The 18,115-nt window shown below is 43.6% G+C and carries 14 protein-coding genes; 4 read left to right on the top strand and 10 right to left on the bottom strand.

Annotation, left to right across the window (positions count from 1 at the left end):
• Window positions 1–149: 149 nt before the first annotated feature.
• From AC1DLM_RS22100 to AC1DLM_RS22075, 6 genes are all read right to left on the bottom strand, one after another.
• The gene (locus AC1DLM_RS22100) at window positions 150–659 is read right to left on the bottom strand and encodes a hypothetical protein (protein ID WP_441990354.1); all 510 of its coding nucleotides are present in this window, start codon (window positions 657–659) and stop codon (window positions 150–152) included.
• Window positions 660–783: 124 nt separating this feature from the next.
• Window positions 784–2,583: a CBM96 family carbohydrate-binding protein gene (locus AC1DLM_RS22095; RefSeq protein ID WP_477571210.1), complete on the bottom strand. Its 1,800-nt coding sequence runs from the start codon at window positions 2,581–2,583 to the stop codon at window positions 784–786.
• A gap of 113 nt (window positions 2,584–2,696) precedes the next feature.
• The gene (locus AC1DLM_RS22090) at window positions 2,697–3,542 is read right to left on the bottom strand and encodes a helix-turn-helix domain-containing protein (RefSeq protein WP_441990356.1); all 846 of its coding nucleotides are present in this window, start codon (window positions 3,540–3,542) and stop codon (window positions 2,697–2,699) included.
• A gap of 193 nt (window positions 3,543–3,735) precedes the next feature.
• Window positions 3,736–3,948: a twin-arginine translocase TatA/TatE family subunit gene (tatA, locus tag AC1DLM_RS22085; RefSeq protein ID WP_441990357.1), complete on the bottom strand. Its 213-nt coding sequence runs from the start codon at window positions 3,946–3,948 to the stop codon at window positions 3,736–3,738.
• Window positions 3,949–3,969: 21 nt separating this feature from the next.
• Window positions 3,970–4,533, bottom strand: a complete 564-nt coding sequence (locus tag AC1DLM_RS22080) for a RidA family protein (RefSeq protein WP_441990358.1) — start codon at window positions 4,531–4,533, stop codon at window positions 3,970–3,972.
• Window positions 4,534–4,550: 17 nt separating this feature from the next.
• Window positions 4,551–6,158: a flavin monoamine oxidase family protein gene (locus AC1DLM_RS22075; protein WP_477571209.1), complete on the bottom strand. Its 1,608-nt coding sequence runs from the start codon at window positions 6,156–6,158 to the stop codon at window positions 4,551–4,553.
• A gap of 219 nt (window positions 6,159–6,377) precedes the next feature.
• Here AC1DLM_RS22075 and AC1DLM_RS22070 point away from each other — a divergent pair, with 219 nt between their 5' ends.
• From AC1DLM_RS22070 to AC1DLM_RS22060, 3 genes are all read left to right on the top strand, one after another.
• Window positions 6,378–6,608, top strand: coding sequence for a MerR family transcriptional regulator (locus AC1DLM_RS22070; RefSeq protein WP_477571208.1), 231 nt, complete (start codon window positions 6,378–6,380; stop codon window positions 6,606–6,608).
• Window positions 6,609–6,640: 32 nt separating this feature from the next.
• Window positions 6,641–7,399, top strand: a complete 759-nt coding sequence (tatC, locus tag AC1DLM_RS22065) for a twin-arginine translocase subunit TatC (RefSeq protein ID WP_477571207.1) — start codon at window positions 6,641–6,643, stop codon at window positions 7,397–7,399.
• A gap of 80 nt (window positions 7,400–7,479) precedes the next feature.
• Window positions 7,480–8,367: a LysR family transcriptional regulator gene (locus AC1DLM_RS22060; protein ID WP_441990362.1), complete on the top strand. Its 888-nt coding sequence runs from the start codon at window positions 7,480–7,482 to the stop codon at window positions 8,365–8,367.
• Here AC1DLM_RS22060 and AC1DLM_RS22055 read toward each other — a convergent pair.
• Window positions 8,351–9,700 carry an APC family permease gene (locus AC1DLM_RS22055; protein WP_477571206.1) on the bottom strand — a complete coding sequence of 450 codons (1,350 nt, stop codon included), beginning with the start codon at window positions 9,698–9,700 and terminating at the stop codon, window positions 8,351–8,353. The two genes, AC1DLM_RS22060 and AC1DLM_RS22055, sit on opposite strands and share 17 nt — an antisense overlap.
• Window positions 9,701–10,154: 454 nt before the next feature.
• Here AC1DLM_RS22055 and AC1DLM_RS22050 point away from each other — a divergent pair, with 454 nt between their 5' ends.
• Window positions 10,155–10,487 (top strand): hypothetical protein, encoded by a 333-nt coding sequence (locus AC1DLM_RS22050; RefSeq protein WP_441990364.1) that lies wholly within the window; start codon window positions 10,155–10,157, stop codon window positions 10,485–10,487.
• Between the two features lie 78 nt (window positions 10,488–10,565).
• Here the strand turns inward: AC1DLM_RS22050 and AC1DLM_RS22045 are convergent, their stop codons facing one another.
• The 3 genes from AC1DLM_RS22045 to AC1DLM_RS22035 all read right to left on the bottom strand — a co-directional run bounded on the left by AC1DLM_RS22045 (window position 10,566) and on the right by AC1DLM_RS22035 (window position 17,987).
• The gene (locus AC1DLM_RS22045) at window positions 10,566–11,486 is read right to left on the bottom strand and encodes an EamA family transporter (RefSeq protein WP_477571205.1); all 921 of its coding nucleotides are present in this window, start codon (window positions 11,484–11,486) and stop codon (window positions 10,566–10,568) included.
• On the bottom strand, window positions 11,483–12,652 hold the full coding sequence (locus tag AC1DLM_RS22040) for an iron-containing alcohol dehydrogenase (protein WP_477571204.1): 1,170 nt from the start codon (window positions 12,650–12,652) through the stop codon (window positions 11,483–11,485). The genes AC1DLM_RS22045 and AC1DLM_RS22040 overlap by 4 nt, the downstream gene beginning before the upstream one ends.
• Before the next feature lie 145 nt (window positions 12,653–12,797).
• The gene (locus AC1DLM_RS22035) at window positions 12,798–17,987 is read right to left on the bottom strand and encodes an AAA family ATPase (RefSeq protein ID WP_477571203.1); all 5,190 of its coding nucleotides are present in this window, start codon (window positions 17,985–17,987) and stop codon (window positions 12,798–12,800) included.
• Between the last annotated feature and the right edge of the window lie 128 nt (window positions 17,988–18,115).

The raw sequence follows: 18,115 nt of genomic DNA, 5'->3' as shown, positions 1-18,115 counted from the left end.
GTGATGAAAAACATCACTATAAACGGTGTTCGATGGCATTCTCTACGCAATAGTGATGAAAAACATCACTATTGACACATCAGAAGGTAAATTTGCCTCTACAAAAAAAGCCCCCAACCCCACAAAAAGTGGAATTGGAGGCTTCTTACCTATACGGTTTTATCTACAAAGGAAATTTTATTGTTTTCAGCAAATTTTTTCAGCTTAGACGCCATCGCCACAATATCAAAACGGTTCAACGTTTTGTTGTATACCCAACGAGGAGACTTGCCCGTAAGCTCGATGATAATTTGACCAGGTGCATGTACGATCTCTTTAATATTTTCCGCACCAAGCACTAATTCTCGGGCCAGTCCTCGCTTCGAGAGATTCGTCTTGGTCACTCGCAAGTACGGTCTCCGCACGAAATAAATAAGTACGCCGACTACCAAGTAGCTAAGCGTTGTATACCAGTACATTTTATCCCCTTCGGTTTTCGTCAAWGTAAATAACAAGAAGAGCGAAACTACGATGAAGAACGCAGCCAATAGGATGCTTCTTCCTTTAAACACGACCGGACGATCCGGATCTGTTGAAATCGGCGCCATCCCTTGTTTAGATCGGGTTTGATTTGCCTTTTTCGTATTCTTACTTACCATTCTTTCCCACTTGCGTGACATGCCTTTCACTCCCTGCGTAATAGTTACCAAACTCTTCTCCTCATAATCCCATACTTACGACAGAATGTCGATATTTAGCTTGTCATACACGGCAAAAAGGAGCCCTCTCGGACTCCCCACTACCTTATTTGTTCACATTCGAGTTATACAGATTCCCTCCACCCGTTCGCACATCATTCGTCGCTGTGGTTCCTGTTGCCGCACTCGTTGCATAGACGACGTATCCTGCCACACCGTCCAAATTCACAGTATTATTGTTAAACGAATTATTCACACCAGTCGCATAGTCCGAACCATGCGTCCGTACTTGGAAGGCATCTACAACGTTCGCGTTGCCATTCCGATACCCTTGATTATAGCGAATAATCGTATTCACACCTTTTACATCAACGAAGCTGTCAGYACTATTCGCCCCACTTATTCCAGTACCATTAAACGTGCAGTACTCAATAATCGTTCCGCTGGCACCTTCCTTCACATCAATATGCTCTGCTGTAATACCGCCATCGAAATTCGTATGACTAATCACATTCCCTGTTACAACATGCTCATATGGTGAGCTTGAATCGGAACCCACATACGCACCTTCCCCATACCCCGCTTGATACAACCCTGTATCGTAAATAAGCGAGTACGACAAAGTATTGTAGGAGCTGCCGTCGCGGAAATGGACACCTTCATCACCTACATTGTGAACTTCTACATTATTTAACAAATTGTTGTTCCCATTGTCGATAATGATACCCTTCTGTGCTTGCGTGATTTCAATATCTCGGACCTCCCAATAATTACCAGTTAAATGAATGCCATAGGAGCCATCGTTCACATTCACACCCTTGAGCACAGCTGGATTAGCCGCATCACAGCTCTTCAGCACAATCGGATTGGCAGCCGTTCCGTTTTTGTCCGAATAGAATAATCCCTGCCCACCCGGGTCGCCACTCGTCGAACGATCACCCACATAATTACCTGGGGCAAGCAGAATGACGGACCCTGCCACTGCATTTTTCATCGCATTTTGAATCGCAACCGTTGTCGTCAGTGCATTCGTACAACCGCTAGGCGGCGTTCCCGCAGTCGTTGTCACATTAATTGTGCTGCTTTGGCTTGAAGCATTCCCAGCCGCATCCTTAGCTTTGACGTAGTAGCTATACGAGGTAGACGCTGCTAAACCCGTGTCACTCGTGGAAGTACCCGTCACGGTCTTCAGGAACGTGCCATTGCGATACACATCATAGCCCGTTACACCCATATTATCTGTCGAAGCGCTCCAGCTGAGATTGATTTGGCTGCTGGAAGCCGCTGTGCCATTAAATCCACTAGGCGCTGTCGGCGCTTGGGTATCCCCACCTGTACCTCCACCGCTAACGACAACAAGTTGCGGCTTGTTCGAAGCATTCTCATTACTATTCAGTGTTGTATATTTCCCGACACTTTCTTGAAGTGCAAATGAAACGACACCATCTCCTGCCGCTTGCGCAGTCACATACGCAGTAACATCAATCTCGTTGTACGTCGTCGTCGTATTGATGGCAACACTACCTGCTGAGCTGCCAACCGTTGGTTTCGTGCTCCAGGTAATCGCGGATTGCGACCAGCTATCGGTCGTTTGATACGCAGATAGAACGGTTGACGCGGAGGCGCTGCCATAAATCCGGAGCTTCGCACTCGTTACACCTGAAAGGCCCGAGAGACTATATTTGAGATACGTGTAACGAGATGCACCTGGGTCATTTTTCACATACAACGAAGTGGCTGTTCCATAATTGCTTGTCGGGCTACCTTCATGCACATAAGAATCATCTGATGGACTTAGTGTGGTTGTCGCCGCTCCTGCAATTGCTGGAACTGCAAGCAGCATCACCGTTGAGAGCAGCACAACAGCCCCTGCCTTACCATTCAAATCTTTGAAAAGCTTTAGCATTATTACTCCTCCTTAGTCACCATTAGATAGCGCTTACAAATAAAATTATAAAAGATCATCGCGTGCACATGTTTTCAGCTATTGTTCAGAACTTGCACTGTGTTGCTGTCTTTTTATACCTGCATGCGATACGACTTCGGCGTCGTTCCAAGCATATTCTTAAACACACGTGAAAAGTAAGACCCATTCTGAAAGCCCACCTCCTGAGCGATATAACTAGCCGATTTCGAAGTGGTTTCGAGCAAGAGACAAGCTTCCTTTAATCTGCGGGATATAATAAATTCCGTTATCGTACGCCCCGTTGACTGCCGAAAAACATGAGATAAATAAAAGGTGGAGAGATGCAAATCCTCTGACATGCGTTGCAAATCAAATTTATCCTTGTAATGCTTTTCGATCCATTCTGTGATTTGCCCAGCCGTATGATTACTGCTCAGCTTCGCCCTCTCCTTCTGAGTATGGCAAATTTCACTTTCATAAGGCTCAAGCTGCTGAAGCATAGATAATAAGCATAAGACAAATTCCTCTTGCTGTTTGTGCGTCGAAACACGACTTAGTTTTCTATGTAAATGCTCATAACATTTGGCTAAATGCTGTTGCTGAGGGATCACATGACCGGTTAACGCATGCTTCCAAAGCGTGTTATACCATGTGCGAATCCCGCTAAACGCGCGCAGCGCTGTATCCAATCTGTAAGGATCAAACATCAGAATTGATCGCACAAAGGGACCTTGGATTTGAATGCGATGCAATTGAAATGGTTGGAAAATTAAAAGGCTGCCTGGCTCAATGGTGTACCAGCGTTTATTCACTTCCACACGTCCTACCCCTTCATACACATAGAGGAATTCCATACAAGAATGGGCATGATAGATCTCCCAATTTTGATTTCGACTTGATTTCTCATGATTCAGATGAAAGGGCTCCTTGGTGACATCAACACTTGTGCTAAGTTTCAAAAGCTATCCCTCCCGATTATGGAAATGGTTTACATTATGAGCGTGAGCACACTCTATCACATCCTTGTACAAAACAATTGTACAAATTCTAGAAATTCCTGTGTTTTGTTTAGATGCGATGCATGCACACAAAAAAACAGATCCTGCCATTTTCTCCCGAGAGAAAATAAACAAGATCTGTTATCAGGTCATCTTATGCGTTGACCTTTTCCACACGTTTTTCTGGCGCTTCAAGATGCTCAGGGGATTCCTTCCCTTCACCTACGAGCTCCCTGGCTGAATTTTTAAATTCATGCAGGGTACGACCTACAGCTCGACCAAGTTCAGGCAGCTTAGACGGTCCAAACAATACCAATACAACGACTAAAATTAACATGAGTCCAGGTAATCCAATATTTTGCAGCACAGGCACATCATCTCCGTTTCATTAGTCTTGGTTATGGTGCTTTGGATACACAGCTACGGCTTCAATTTCAATCAGCCAATCGGAGCTAACGAGACTTGCAATACCAACCGTAGAACGTGCTGGCTTCACAGGATTAGCTTCTGTTCCAAAAAATTGCGCATACGCGTCAAACCAGCCCTGATAATCGAACTTGCCATCTTTGGCTGCATCTGGCGTCACATAGACACGAAGATAGGCAACATCTGCAAGTGTGAGGCCTTTATCTTTTAATTGCGTTTCAATGGCCTTTAGAATGCCTATCCCCTGTGTTTTCGTATCCCCATAGCGTTCATATACGGTTTTGCCTTCTTTATTGATAACGGGCGGCACGGTACCGCTTGTGAATAGATAGGAGGCTCCCGCAGGGACTGACACACCCGCAGCAATGGAAGAAGCAGGATTCCCATAAAATTCGACTTCGTTAATTGGCTCTGCATTATATTTACTTGATTTCTCAGTCCCAGCCGCATAGGCACTTACGCAAATCAGACATGAACCAACGGTAGCTGCTACGATTGTCTTCCACTTTTTCGATATTATCATCATGATTCACTCCTTCTTCTCTATTCTTTCATTACGCGTTCATGAATTTCGGTAACAACTTTCCGCGCAGATTCAATAGCCCCAGCTTGCCAAGCAGTGATATAACTAATATGCTCCCCTGCCAAATATATACGACCATCGGGTTTGCATAGGGTTGGATAATAGTTCTTACGATCGTCTGCCGTATAGGAAGCCCAGCCGCCTTGATTATATTTAATTTTCTTCCAATCCACAGAGAAAGAGGTTTCGAACTCCTTGTGGTATTGTGGGTGAATCTTCGCTCCTTGGCTTAAGGCATAATCTTCTCGCGCAGCAAGTGACATATTACCTAATTTATCTGCGTTCCCTCCGAATGAATAATATCCTAATAGAATTCCTTTTTTGGAAAAATAGTCATTCGGCGGGTAATAGATATTGGCAATATCCATATTCGTCAATGAGCTTCCGCCATAAATCATCTCATCTTCTTCCCAGAAGCGGCGTTTAAATTGAAGACCAATTTTACCTGCAGCAGCATAGCTTATCTTAGCGATTGCAGTCGACATTTCAGGAGAGAAATCCGCTTTAATGTTCTTGAGGACAGGGAGCGGGATGGTACAGATGCAGAAGTCTCCATCAATCTCTTTATTTGCTCCGCTGTTTAAGTCCTTATACAAAATCTTAACGCCATCAGAAGACTGTTTAATCTCATGAACTTCCGCATTGAATTGAATTTTGTCGCCTACGCGTTTCTCGAACGCCTTCGCAATCATATCCATCCCGCCAACAGGGTGGAACATCATCATTTGCTGATCATAGCTATACTCACTGCTGAGGAATTGACCAAAACCAGAATTGATGATCRCTTTTAAGCTAAATGGATCCTTCCGAACACCTGCGTCAAATTTACCGCCGGGTTCTTCAACATAACCAGCTCTGCTTGAACCTTTATAGAACAGATCCGCGTTTAGATCCCCTTCGCTTTTCAAATACGCAACAAGCTTCGTTTTCTCTTCTGTTGTCAAAGGGAGATCTAACGCTTTCTGATTAACAGCTTTAGCCAGCATTTCTGCCACATAACCACGTACATCGGCTTTGGCCTGCCGCTTAGGAACTTTTACGCCTGATAACTCGCCTACATTTTCATTATAGTAATACCCGCTCTCATTCACATTGTTAAAGGGTTCTATGGCAACTCCGAATTTGCGGGCATAGTCCAGCGTCACATGAAATTGAGGAATTCGCATCGGCCCTGCATTGAAATACATGCCATTATCGAAGCGAGCCACMTGCTTTACGCCGCCAATCTCTGTTACTGTTGTCCCTCTACGCACTGTCCATGCTCGTCCGCCTGAACGTGCTCTCGCTTCTAGGATGGTGCACTGATAGCCGGCATTACCCAGCTCATAGGCTGCTGTCATCCCGGCAATCCCACCGCCTAAGATGATGACTTTCTTGCCATTACGATTCGCAGATGTAAGATCCCTTCCCGATGGCGGCGTGTAATCTGCGGCTTTCATCGTTTCCGGGGAGAGTAGTCCTAAAGTACCCATCACACTGAATATTGCGGCTGACCCTCCTAATTTGCCGACTGTTGTCAAAAATTGTCTACGTGTAATTTGATCTTCTTGGATCGGTGTCTTCTCCATGCTTCCATCTCCTCAGTTTAAGTTTGGCTATCCGCTACTTAAACTTAACAGCGAAGACATGAACAGTCATTACTTTATGTAAGATAATATGACATAAATTTTAATTATACTAAGATAAGTATCGTTTATTTGATCGTTTTTCCATATAATGATAGAGTTTCATTATTAAATGTCACATATAAGTTAATTAACCTTACATCAAATTGGAGGGATAGGCTGATGATGACAAAGAAAAAAGTAATTCAAATTGGTGTTGTAAGTGAACTAACGGGGTTAACAGAGAGGCAAATTCGATACTACGAGGACCGCAAGCTTATTTTTCCAGACCGAAGCAAGGGAGGCGTTCGTAAATATTCCTTCGAGGATATTCAAACCATTATGGATATTCACACAAAGCTAACTAACGGCTTTCATACGGTAGAATTAAGACGAATGCTAGCCGGCTCCTAACACTTCCTCACCAATTAGACTGGAGGGCTCCTATGCAGATCAAAGAAATGATGTCACTTGTCGAACATTTAACCGAACTACGCACACGTATTATTCGCGTCCTCATTGCTGTCATTCTAACCTTAATTATTGGATTCGTCTTCGCTCAGAATATTTTACTTTACCTTAAGCAAAGCTCCACAGCATCCGATATTACGTGGCATGTCTTTTCACCGATGGATAGCATTCGCATCTATATGTTGATTGCATTCGCCGTTTCGCTCACACTTACACTACCATTTATCCTTTATCAAATTTGGGCTTTCGTCAAAAAAGGACTTACCAAAGATGAGCAAGTCGCCACACTTCGGTACATCCCCTATACGTTCTTATGCTTCATGATTGGATTAGCTTTCGGTTACTTCGTTGTATTCMCCATGTGTATCAAATTTACATTAGGCGTTACCGAAAACCTTGGATTAACTCAGACCTACGGTGTTGCTCAATATTTTAGCTTCATGCTCAATATTATCATTCCGTTGTCTTTAGCCTTCGAACTTCCGATTGTCGTCATGTTCCTTACGAAACTAAAGCTGCTGAATCCTAAATTATTAAACAAAGTCCGAAGATATGCCTATCTGATTCTGATTATTACAGCGAGCTTAATTTCACCACCTGATTTAATCTCGCATCTGATGGTAGCCATCCCTTTATTCGCTCTATATGAAATTAGCATTTTGCTATCTCGCATCGTTTATAACKGGCAACAACGGGAGCAGAGTCTCAGTCAAGTCGAATATGGCGTCTCCTAAAATAGTCCTTCTCTCATATTGTTCATCTCCATCAGTTCGGATATAGTTACGTCATAACTGGCATACAGAAAAGGTGAACTATGCGAATTGAACAACTCATTTATATTATTGAAATCAATCAAACAGGTTCCATTTCTTTAGCAGCGGAAAAGCTTCACGTATCCCAGCCGAACATCTCTCAAGCGATTGTCAGCTTAGAGGAAGAGCTAGGCGTGAAGCTTTTCGTTCGCTCGCGCACCGGAGCCATTCCTACGGAAGACGGGAAATTAATTATTAGCAAAGCCATAGAGATCATGAATAAAGTGGAAGAACTTAGAGAAACTGCAGGTTTTCAATTCAATCAACTGTCAGGCTCTCTTTCCATCGCCTCTGTACCGAGTCTTTGTTTAAGTATTCTTCCTCCAACATTAGCTATCTTCAAAAATAAGCACGCTGATGTTGAACTTATCATGATGGAGATGAATTATCCACAGATTGTACAAGAAGTACTCGGTGGACAAGTCGATCTGGGACTCATCGCTGTTGGCACCAATTATACCAACACTCATGCGCGACTGGTGACAGAACATTTGCTAGAATGCCGTATTATGGCCTATGTGGGTAAAAAATCCCCTTTATCACACCGTACTAGCATCTCCATCGAAGAACTCCTGCTAGAACCCCTTTTGATATCCTCTGATTTCCTTATGAACATATTCAAAAAGCATGGGGAGCCTAACATCCTATTTAAGTTGGGGAATTCAGAAGCAGCTAAGCGGATTATTGCCGAAGGAATCGCGATCGGCTTCTATACGGAGACAGGAATGAGATATGATCCTTATCTGGAAACAGGCAGTATCGTCGCACTCGAAATCACAGGCGTGGATTTAGGCGTTTCCTTCCGATCCTTGCGCCTGAAGAGTCGGCACCTTTCACTGCCTTGCAAAGAATTTATGAAGGAACTTAAAACCATTATTGCGGTAATGTGACGTCTGTAATTTCGTGTGCAGTTACAGGTTTACTCCGGGGAAGATCCGGCTTCTTCCCTTTGATCACGGCATAGAGAACTGCAGCAACAATTCCAAGAAGTAATGGAACAGACAATCGGCTTAACAAGAGATATCCTTGGAACATTAACAACCCGACTGCAATACTTACAATCAAGTAAAGCAGGTAGGGTTTCATTGTGAAAGGAGCGCTTTGATATAAATCTGGGAATGCACGCGGAAGTCTCGCAGCGGATAAGACGGGGAAAATGCTTGCAATGAGTAAGATGCCTACTCCGAGTTGGGAAATGGTTTCAAGAGATATCCCCGTCAGGATAGGAATGATCCCCAGAATATAGTAAAAAGTTAGCAGCCAATGTGGCGTTCCGAATCTTCGATTCACCCTCCCCAGTGATGCTGGCAGCCAGCCATCCCTGCATGCGACCAGCATCCCTCTAGTCACCCAAGAGAACGTAACATTTAACGTTGATGCCAAAGCGAACATGGCCCCGCCAATTACAAAAAATAAAAACAACGGCTTAGGCAGTATCGATGTAGCCACATCAATCAAAGACTCCCCTGCAACTTCCGATATGGGCAATACGCCAGTTGCAACAATCCCCATTCCTATGTAAAGCAATCCTACAATACCAGAACTGATTAAAATCGCTAACGGGATATCCCGCTTAGGCCGTTTCATCTCTCCGCCAAGTTCGACAACAGCGTAAGCCCCAYCAGATGCAAATGATGTGATTCCAACAGCCATTAGAAAGCCACTGATACCGCGTGGCAAATAGGAAGTTGGGTGAAATACCGTATAGTCGACCTCCGACATTCCCCACGCAATGAACATACAAAGGGATACTAATTTGGTGACGATAAGCACCCTCCCCAAAGTTGACATGAATTTTATTCCGAATAGGTTGATGAGGTAGAAGAAAGTTAGTACAAGGGAAGCTACAAACATGATGGGTACGTTTTTCACAATCCCTTGCAAATAGTGAGCAAACGATAGGGCATAAACAGCGATTGTGAGATGTCCAAAAGTGAATAAGCTTAGATACACGAACCCCGCTTTAGGCGATAGCAATCGACTGGTATACGTGTACATCCCACCTGTCGTCGGAAGCACAGATCCAAGTACAGCAAGTGGGATGGTAATGATAAGCATGAACACGGAAGATAGCAAGAACGCAAGCGGAACACCTGTCCCGGTTAATGCTATCGCTACCCCAGTAATGGAAAGAATTCCCGCACCTACCATTTGGCCTATGGCAATACCAATCGCATCACGCAACCCTAAGACTTTTTTCAATTTCTCTATTTCGTTCCCCATCTCCTCACCAACCTCCCTAACTTTACTACTTTCCATTTCAACATAAACCAGAGATCCCCTTTTTTTCTTACGCCGTTATCGGTTCAAACGATGAATTTGTCGAAGTTAGACTAACATTATTTAGGGCTTTTCCCTCATTGTTCCATTCTCTACTTTCAGCTATAGTTACCTCATAACCTCATAACAAAGTTCTAGGCATATTCAATCCGCACATCTCATATCATGTATAGTTGCTTATTTCTGAAAACCAAATGTAATTTGCAGAAAATTAAGTTGAAACTTGAAGGGATGTTGATTTCGTATTCTTACTCTAGAGAAAATCCAATTTATCGAGACACAATGTATCAATCCGCAAGATGCTATTATTATTCGACTGCTTATCGAGGGTGTCGCCCCTCACGAAATTGTTTATTTGAAAAGTAATTCCTTAGATGAAAAAAAGCAAATACTTACTGTGTCTGATGCCATGGGCGGCAAAAGGTACATACCCGTTTCCAAAACCTGTGTCGAGCGATTTCAATCCGCTTTGAAACAAACTAAATATTTGACTAACTTGGGTAACCCGCATCAACCTAAGAAATTTACAGATTTAAGAAATAGTCCTTTTCTAATCAAAATGAGTATGACCGACTATATCGCAAATCGAGCGATGATTACTGAATTGGATTCTGTTATTCTACGAACGATTTACATGCGCCTTCGTCGATTAGCTGAGTTTTTCTCACTTCCTGAGCTTACTCATTTAACAACAGTTAAGCTTGAAGTGAAACAACTTGCGATTGTATAGCTTCCACGTTAAAGGCCTATTGGCCTTTTTTTTGCGCAAAAAAAGTGGATCYCCTACTTACTCGGAGATCCACTTGTATCATTCGGTTTGAAGACGATGGGCACGTCGTCTTCGTTTCAATAATTCTGGCAGCGCTATGCCTAACATCGTTACAATTACACCTAACCATTGCAGTCCACTTACAGATTCGTGGAGAACGAGGAAGGACATAATGACAGCCGTCGGCAGCTCCGCTGCGCTCATGATCGTGGCCATACCGCCGCCAATACGTGGCACACCAATAGCAAAGAACAATGGGGGTATGACGACACCGAACAAGGCCAGCAGCAAAGCCCATGGTAATAGTGATTCATGCAAGGATCCATTCCACAAGAAATGAGGTGGGAAGATCAGCATGACGATGATAAAGGAGCCCGTTTGCATCACAGCACCTCGCGTGATTGGCGCAATTTGCTTAGCAACCCTACCGCTCATGCCAATAAACAGTGCGTACGTCAATGCAGATAGCAACCCTAATCCCACTCCAAGCCACGAGGGAGCTTCTACCATACCTTTTAGATAACCACTTGCCATAATAATACCGATAAATAAGAAAATAAGTGCGATGAGTTTATCTCTGCTCGGACGTTTACGATCCATAATCGCTTCTAAGACGATACCAATCCATGTAAATTGAAATAATAAAAGAATGGCAAATGATGCTGAAACGTATTGCAAGGCGGCATAATAAAATATCCCGGTTAAGCCTGAACTTGTTCCTACTAACATAAGCAGGAGAGCATTACGAGGTGAAACGCGAAACGTTTGGGCTTCTGCTGATCCTTGTTTAGCTGATTTGGCGGTTACGAAAGCCATGATCCACATCATGATGAGTCCGAAAAAAATTTGCGAGCCAACCACTTCACCCACATGGAAACCAGACTCATAGGCCTTCTTCACGAATGTTGACAACAATCCAAAGCTGCATGCGCCAGCTAATACATATACGTAGTATTTCATGCTAACGACCTTATCAAGATATCTCTGACAGAGTCCCTCGTCATGACTTTATATTGACCAATTGTAGATTTCATAAATGATTTGTGCACTAATTCTTCAATGCGCTGATCATCAATGCCATAATAGCCAAGCTGATTCGGCGCTCCGAGAGAATCCCAGAATTGACGCAAAGCTTGAATTCCTTCTAGTGCCACTTCGTGATCCGTTTTTCCTGTCTCGTCGATTCCGAAAACCGATATGGCCAACTTCTTCATCCGCGAAGGATCATCTTCTGCACAATGACTCATCCAATTCGGGAATACAATAGCAAGTCCGCCTCCGTGAGGAATATCGTAAACCGCGGATAAACCATGCTCAATTTGATGAGACGCCCAATCGCCTCCATCTGTCCCACAAGACAGCAAACCATTGAAGGCGGTAGTTCCAGCGTACATAATCGTCGCACGATGCTCGACATCTTCCAGATTCGATAATAGTTTCGGCGCAGCCTCCATAACAGTCAACAAGACGGCTTCCATGAAGCGATCCATCATCGGGGTATGTTCCGTGCGGTGAAAATATTGTTCCAGCACATGCGACATCATATCTACAATCCCATAGACCGTCTGATCTAACGGAACGGATGTGGTATAGGCAGGGTCTAGAATAGAAAAAGCCGGAAAAGCTAACGGACTGCTCCAGCCGCGCTTCTCATTGCGATCCCAATTCGTAATGACAGAAATGTTATTCATCTCCGAGCCTGTCGCGGCTAGCGTTAACACGGTCCCCAGCGGCAGTGCCTCCTGCGGTTCAGCTTTCTTTGTAATGATGTCCCAAACATCCCCGTCGTAATAAACACCTATCGAAATGGCTTTGGCACAATCAATAACACTCCCCCCACCAACAGCAAGGATGAGATCGATTTGATTTACTCGGCACAGCTCAATACCTTTCTTCACTGTAGTCAACCTAGGGTTAGGTTCTACACCCGACATCTCGACTACAATGGCTTGCTTATCTAGCAGCTGCTTCATCACAGCATCGTATACACCATTATTCCGGATGCTGCCTCCACCATAAACTAGCAGGACGCGTTTCCCGCTATTTCCTAGCTCTTGTTGCAATTGCTTGATCTGACCTTCGCCAAACCATAATCGTGTAGGATTAAACTGAATAAATGATTGCATATGTGTGTAAACTCCTTCGATGACTAATATCTACAGAAGTATATCACAAGTCGAATTCAATAGCATTGGAAACACCTTTGGTATAGACACTCCTTCCTATGAAAAAAACCGCACACCTCTTAGTAAGATGTACGGATCGGATCACTTATATGCGATGTAAAGGAAGTGAGAACGAAATGCTGCAGCCCTGACCTAGGCGGCTTTCCGCCCAAATTTGCCCACCATGATATTGCACGATTTCCTTGGCTATGGCGAGCCCTAAGCCGCTTCCGCCCGAGTTGCTTCTTGATTTGGATACTTTATAGAACCGTTCGAAAATATGAGGTAAATCCTCCTCACTAATCCCCACTCCTGTGTCGGACACCCGAATAACAAGTTCACGCGGATTGTCCCTTATCTGAGCTTGAACCTGARTGGAACAGCCCCTGGTTGAAAATTTAATCGCATTGTAAATAATATTAGCATACACCTGCTCAATTCGATCCACATCCACCGTCAACATATCCTGCCCATTCATTTGCGCCATGTTTAACGTGTAGGCAATTCCAGCATTTTGTGTATCCAATTCATATTTGGCGAAAAGCTGACGAATCATCGTCACACAAGACGTTGAGGCAAGTTGGAAATGAAACTGCTTCGTTTCAAGTCGGCTCAGTTGATACAAATCCGTAATTAAACGTTGAATACCAACGATGCGCATATGGACTACGCTCAAATATTTCTTCTGTTCTTCTGGGTCCTGAATAACATCATCCAGAATCGCTTCTACATAACCTTGGATCGACGTGAGTGGCGTCCCTAGATCGTGGGAGATGTTCGATAAAAGATCGCGCCGCGACGTTTCCATCAAGATTAACTCATTGGTACGTTCCTTTACCTTGGACTCCAAATCATTGTACAATCTAGCATTCTCAATGGATATCGCAGCTTGAGCCGATAGTAACTTGATCACATCCAAGCGATCTGATGTAAAGGCGTTCCGAATTAAATTATTTTCCAAATAAAAAACGCCGATTAGATTACCTTGATGGAGAATCGGTTCGCAGAAGATGGATTTACTTTCCGCTTGTCTTATGTAAGGATCGTTTGAGAAAAGTGTTGATTTCTCCGCATTATCTAACACAATCCCCTCTTTCATGCGCGCAACATACTGGATCACTGTTTTCGGAACATTATCACGTGTTTCGATCAAAACAGAGCTCACCATACAGGAATCCTTCCCTGCACTCGCAAGCATCTCTGCTTCAACGTACAAACTATCCTTATCTTTCAGAACAAGGATACTTCGCTCTGCACCGGAAGAATACGTAACAATCTCCATCAATCGTTTGATCAGTTGCTCTAGATTCACTTCACTTGAGAGAGAACGTGATGTATTCATAATTGTTTTGAAATCAATGGCTTGCAGGGAATAATCACTGATTTTGGTTGTTGCCCAATCAGGAGACTCGGCTCGACTTGTGAAGTAAGCTGGATATCTCAGCCTTAGATCATCCGCCTTCGCTTTTGCCCCCCAATTGACATAACCAAAATAAGCATCAACGAAATACGTTTTAGCGAATTTTTCGCGGCCAATTTGCTTGTAGTATTTCCCCGCTATCTCGCAAGCCATGGCTTCATGTTGAATAAATCCTTGCTCACGCGCTTGTCGAATGGCCGATTCATATCCCTGCTCTGCTAATTGCCCAAACCCCCTCACTCGATGCCATTCTGCATGCATGAGGAGTGTTAAGTGCGAATAGTTCTCAGGACAATGAGCAGCCCACTTATCCATCTTTCTGAGCATTTTCTTAACTCGCCTAGCAAGCCATTTCTGTTCATCACTAGGGAGTTCAGGAAATGCCGCCGCAATGGAGAGGACATAATAGAAATAATTTTCAGGTATATGAAATAAACCAAAAGAGGCAGCTTGATGTAACTCTGTCGACTTCCCTGTCTTTACCGCATCTTCAAAATAACCGAATAAATAGTACAGCATCATTTTTTTTACCGAGTATACATGGATAATTACCTGATTCGGGTGAAATTTAAGCTTACTAACAAATTGTTCTTCCTCTTCCTGATGATTGCCGAAAAGGATCGGATTCACAGACATCCCTTCCAAATTTAAGGTCAACATTCGCAGCATCTCAAGCATAAGCAGGGTATCATGATGATTCGTCTGTTCCAAAATGCGATAATTTTTGGCCAAATCTTCTTTCACTTCTGCGAGTACAGCTCCTTGAAAATCCTTCATAAGCATCTGATAGGTTAGCGCATACCCGGCAAACACAAGGTCGCCATCTTCGATGCCGCATCGAAATGACTCTTTTAAGTGTTCCAAGCAGATTCGTAACGATTTCACCCAAGGGCTAATGAACAAACCCAATGAAAAGTAACTTTTACTGCGATATTGGTGAGACTGAAACCTTGCGTTCATTCGTTCACCTAGTTGACCATATTGATAGCCCCGCTGGTAATCTCCAAATCCGGACCCAAGAATCAAGCCGTACGCCCCATACACATAGGCCATAGAAGGCGTGTTCCCATACTTCAAAGCAAGCTTCGTCATAATCAACATAAAAGGCACGAATAGATTTGTATTTACGAAATAGGCAGATACCGCGACACTCATCATTAAATCAATTAATTTCATCCGAAACGTATCTTCCATAATCGGTAAATCATACAGCTCCAGCGTACTTCTTCGCCMTATCAACCCTCTCACATTGATGTACGTCATGACGATATACATGTTGGACGGTGCAACAGACAATCGGATGCCATGCTCTGCTAAAGCCTTTAAGCCTACCTTGATACTCTGATGATGCTTGCCAATATTCGTGTGCAAGACAACTTGCAGATTATATACTTCAAGCTTCTGCTCGTTGGATAATGGCCCTTGCAGCAATTGCTCATATAGCGTCTCTGCCTCGTCCGCTTGACCACTCAAATAGAGGCATTCCGACTTCTCCAAACGAATCGCAAAACCTAATTCTTTCTGCTCACATCCCTCAATCTGATCCATCACTTCTAGTGCTTTATTAAAATATTGGATAGCCGAACGGTACGCATTCGAGGATTTCGCTTTGCGCCCTGCGTTATAGTTAAATTCGAGTAATTGGATTAATTCATGATTCATATTGAGCAGTGCTGAACCTATATTCATATGATTAACAATTTCAAGCAGACGCTTCTCAATCTCATCATTCGCCAGTTCCTTCAGCAGCATTCGAGCGATGCTCAGATGCATGCCAGGCAGCTTCAATTCCTCAACGGAGCCATATACAGCTTCTTGAATGGAATCATGGACAAACATAAACCGAATATCTCTCGCAGCCGCTTCCCCTTGCGCATCGTTGTAGAATTTATAATCTGTTCCTACGGGGATAATCAAACCATTCTGAATCGTCAGTTCCAGCTCTTGCAAAGCGTCGACGAAAGATTTCCCCATACTAATACCCAATGCTTCCAAGTCAAAAGAGACGCCCAAACAAGCAGCTAAGCGCAAGATATTTTGCGTATTCGGCGGCATCCGATCTAATTTCTCAGCCAGAAGAAACATCAGATTGTCTGTAATTCGCAGTTTTTGAATCTCGTTCATATCCCAGATCCAACGATTCTCCTTATAATTAAACGAAAGCAAATCCTGCTCATGCAAAGCCGTCAGAAACTGTTTGACGAAAAATGGGTTGCCTCCGGTCTTCTGCAAAATAAGCACAGCCAGCTCCGTAACGTGCTTCTCGTCCGAAATCAAGGACTCCGCTACCAAGGTTTGAACATCCGCAAGCTTCAAAGCTTTTAACACGATTCGATCCAACACAAGGTGCTGCGGCAGCTTGTCGAGTAGTTGAACATGCATAGAAGACAACCAATTCGTATCATATTCACCTCGATATGAACCAATAAACAAGAAATATTTCATTTGTGTATTGTTCAAAAGCAGATCCAAAAATTGTAAGGAAGCCGTATCTGCCCACTGCAGATCATCTAAGAATAGAACGATCGGACGATCCTTCCCCGAGAAAATCAACAAAAATTGTTGCAGCAAATAATGAAGGCGATTCTGCGTTTCTTTTTGTGGAAGCTGCTTCGCATTCGGCTGTTCGCCTATCAGTAGAGCTAACTCAGGCACAAGATCAATAATGACTTTGCCGCTTGTTCCTAAGACACTAAGCAGCCGGTCACGGTACTCTTCGATTTGCCCATTCTTACCTGTTAGCAGTTGTCTTACTAACTCTCTCATGGCTTGCGAGAGCGCGTGATAGGATACATGCTGCTTATTCGGCTCAAATCGCCCTGAGAGGAACCACCCACGATCTTTCATAATCATTTTCATCGTCTCAGCAATTAGGAAGGTCTTACCAAATCCAGACTCCCCTGTAACCCACACCGCTTCCAATGAGCCATGAATGGCTTGTTCATACACATGCAGAAGTTTATCGATCTCTTTATCTCGCCCATATAAGCCTTGTGGAATCTGAAATCGATCCGTCATATCATACATCCCTACTGTAAATTCCCCAATATCCTCTCCAGCGTTGATTTTCGCCAAGCAATATTCGAGATCCTGTAGGATGCCATACGCACTTTGATAGCGATCCTCGGCATTCTTGGAAAGCAGCTTCAAGATCATATCCGAAATTGGTTTAGGAATTCCGCTCTCTATTTGATCCGGCGGTGGAGGGGACACAGCTAAATGCCCGTGAATTAATTCCACCGGATCTTCCGTTTGAAAGGGTAATTTCCCCGTCAACATTTCATAGAACGTAACGCCTAACGAATAGTAATCCGTCCGATAATCGATGATCCGATTCATTCGCCCCGTTTGTTCTGGGGACATATATTGAAGCGTTCCCTCTAGCATTAAAGGATCCAGCATCTCTTGCCGTTCTCTTGTAAAAGATGAGATGCTGAAATCACCCAGTTTCATGATTTGCTTGTCCCAATTCACAAAAATATTGCTTGGATTGATATCTTTATGTATGACATACCTTTTGTGAATATCCCCAACCATCCTGACGATTTGAATGGCAGCTGTTAAGAAATCTTGAATGGATTTTCTGAACACTGGGAATAAATTGGCTAATGCTTCGCCATCAAAGTCTTCTAAAATCAAAGCGAAATTATTCTGGAATTTTGGAAGGGATAAAGGTTTAAGCACGCAGGGAATATCCAGCATCTTCCCAATCTCATACTCGCGCTTAAGTCTGGCAATATCCGAGGAAATCGGAAAATCAGAACGAAGTGTCTTAATCATTACTTTCTCCATAGACTGCTTATGAACCGCACGATGTAGGACAGTCCGTTCATCCTGATGGACGGGTCTGATGAACTCAAAATCCGGAAAAATCAACCCTAATACCCCCTCACAAAATTGCCTGTCAGAACTTAAAATTTAGGACTTTGCCATTCCACGGAAGTCCCTTGTCGAAGCGCTTCTTGTCCCTCTGTCGAAAAACTTTTAACACATCGATATTACCC

This window comes from Paenibacillus sp. 01T442 (assembly GCF_056398345.1).
This window is presented reverse-complemented; position numbering and strand designations above follow the sequence as displayed.

Excerpts from the sequence above, each read along its gene's own strand:
- AC1DLM_RS22080 (WP_441990358.1), bottom strand. The coding sequence starts at position 4,533 with ATGATGATAATATCGAAAAAGTGGAAGACAATCGTAGCAGCTACCGTT.
- AC1DLM_RS22070 (WP_477571208.1), top strand. The coding sequence starts at position 6,378 with ATGATGACAAAGAAAAAAGTAATTCAAATTGGTGTTGTAAGTGAACTA.
- AC1DLM_RS22060 (WP_441990362.1), top strand. The coding sequence starts at position 7,480 with ATGCGAATTGAACAACTCATTTATATTATTGAAATCAATCAAACAGGT.
- AC1DLM_RS22045 (WP_477571205.1), bottom strand. The coding sequence starts at position 11,486 with ATGAAATACTACGTATATGTATTAGCTGGCGCATGCAGCTTTGGATTG.
- AC1DLM_RS22040 (WP_477571204.1), bottom strand. The coding sequence starts at position 12,652 with ATGCAATCATTTATTCAGTTTAATCCTACACGATTATGGTTTGGCGAA.